Source organism: Microbacterium sp. CFBP 8801, from assembly GCF_014839455.1.
Taxonomy (GTDB): domain Bacteria; phylum Actinomycetota; class Actinomycetes; order Actinomycetales; family Microbacteriaceae; genus Microbacterium.
Genome location: NZ_JACYNU010000036.1, coordinates 1 through 2278 on the forward strand (window position 1 = coordinate 1; position 2278 = coordinate 2278).

Below are 2278 nucleotides of genomic sequence, written 5' to 3' on the forward strand. Positions count from 1 at the left end.
GTTGGCCGATGTCGGCCGGGGCCCTCTGCCTCCGCGAGGGACCGTGAGGTCGCCGTTGCCGGTTGTCTTCGTGTAGCGGTTGGCCCACACGCGGTCTCTGCGGCGGAGTGGAGCCGGCTCGGCGGGCGCGCTCTTCGCGGTGCGTTGCGTAGGTCGTCGATGAACGAAGCGATCTTGCGGATGTTGTGGTTCACGAGCAACAGCGTGACCATGATCTGCGCCGCGCTGAAGCCGCGAACGCGTCGGCGACCCGATGTTTCGATGTCCTCGTCGCCGGATGCCTTCAGCTGGTTGTTCTCGGACTCGACGGTGTTGCGGGCGTGCTCGTGGAAGTCCTCCCATTCCTGACTGCCGTAGTCGAAAGCCTGCTGCGGCGCCATCATCTCGGTGAGGTCGAACGACGCCGAGTGCTTGGTGCAGATGGTGTCCAGGAATTCAGCCTCGAGTGTCTCGGGCTCGGCGTGTGGGCGCGCCTTCTTCGCTGCGCCGACCATCATCTCGCGAAGTGGGCAGGTGACTGTCGGGCTCGGCCCGAGTGCCGGGCAGCGCAGAATGACCCTGCCGTTACCGGTCGCCTTCTGTTTGACGTGCAGCTTCCAGTCCTTTCGGGCTTCGACCCGGGCCCGGTAGGTGACGATGTCGATGACACCGGTCTGCAGGTCTTTTGACGCCTCGAGATGAGACTTCGGGGTCGCAGGGCAATACGGGTCTCCGTCGGCGTAGAGAGCGCCGTGCGCGCCACCCTTCACTCCAACGCGGTCGATCTTGTAGTCAGTGGACGGGGTGAACCCGGTGAGCAGCGCCGGTCGAAGCAGGCGGTCGGGGACGCTGTTGGCCCAGTACTGCTTGTCGGCGTCGGCGACGCCCGGCCGCAGTCCGAGGGTGGTTGCGGAGCGCAGAAGGTTGACTGCTTCCTCGGCGACCTCTCGATTGGGGATGCTGAGCGTCGCGGCGACGACGAGGGACGGGAACCGCCTGGAGCCGGGCTTCTCGGAGTCCACGCGTACAGCGAGGTTGGCGACGAGGCCCCATTCGTAGTCGACGCTCTTCGCGCCCTTCGAGTTGGGGTTGGTCTGGTCTTTCTCGTTCTTCTTGTGGTCGTAACGCTCACCGTTCTTGATGTGCCAGCCGGCGAAGGCGTCGACGGGGCCGGGCGTGAGCTGTCCGGCGTCGCCGACGCGACGTTCGACGGCGATGCGGTCCTTGATGGTGTTGTGAGAGAAGCCCTTCGTTGTCGGTGTGCCGACGTAGGCCTGGTCGAAGGACACGTCGAGCTTGGTGGAGGCGCGGCGGAGTTCGCGCGGCTGCTCCATGAAGGTCATGTGGAGGAACAGTCGGCTGAACTCGTCAAGGCGGGCCTTGTACTTCTCTGCGCGGACGGCGTCGTGTGCGTCGAGGATCTGCTGGATCTGCTCGTATGTCTTCGGCGTGTACCGCTCCTGCGGGTAGGGGTCGAGAAGCGAGTTCATGCGCTGGAACGCGCGGACGGTGTTGTTGTACCAGCGATCACGTGAGGCGTCCTGCGGGATGAAAGCGTCGTGGGATTCCGGCAGGCCGAGCAGCTCTTTCGATGCGGGGCTCAGGCGGACCTGCATGAGGAACGCGGCTCGTCGAAGGTGCATCGGCGCGCTCTCGCGGGCGAGCAGGAGCAGGGCCGTCAACACGGCGCGGTGGGAGATCATTGCCGGACGTCCGCCCATGCCGATGGTGTTACGGTCCTCCGCTTTCCACCTCTCGAGGCTTTCCAGCACTCCGGACTTTCGGACGCGGGCTTCGACTATGGCGACGGCGGCGTCGCTGACGAGGTCGGTGGTGCGGCCTCGTTCGAGGATCTCGGCGTCGCTGATGCCTCCGCCGGTGAGGTCAAGGNGGCGATCATCGCGCGAGCTCCTCGCCGATGAGAAGACCGATGTACAGCGACAGGTCGCGGGGCTTGGCGAGTTCGAGGTAGCGCGCGAGCGTGTCGTAAGTACGGAAGCCGCCGCTCTATCACCTCCTGGCGGCCCACTCTGACCGTCTAGCGGCGAAGGCCTCTGGCGCCGCGCAAGTGAACCTCTCGAAGAAGCTCGTTCTGGACCACGTGGTCCACGTGTCGTCGCTCGAACGCCAGGGCGAGTTGACAGACGCCCTCGACGCGTTGCTCGACGCCTATGACGCCGCCCGCTCCGCCGCCGAGTCACTCCGCACGCTGCGCTCCGATCTGCTGACGGTGCTGCTTTCGGGGGAGCACGAGATTCCGTCGTCGTATGACGAGTTGCGGGGGGGGGGGGGGGGGGGG

The 2278-nt window shown here is 65.8% G+C and carries 2 protein-coding genes; one reads left to right on the forward strand and one right to left on the reverse strand.

Annotated features, from left to right (window positions below):
• Positions 1 to 1751, reverse strand: a 1751-nt coding sequence (locus tag IFR11_RS16060; RefSeq protein WP_191916843.1) for a hypothetical protein, incomplete at its 3' end; no start/stop codon positions are given.
• Between the two features lie 296 nt (positions 1752 to 2047).
• Here IFR11_RS16060 and IFR11_RS16065 point away from each other — a divergent pair.
• Positions 2048 to 2278: restriction endonuclease subunit S (locus tag IFR11_RS16065; RefSeq protein WP_191916844.1), on the forward strand; the 231-nt coding region annotated here is incomplete at its 3' end.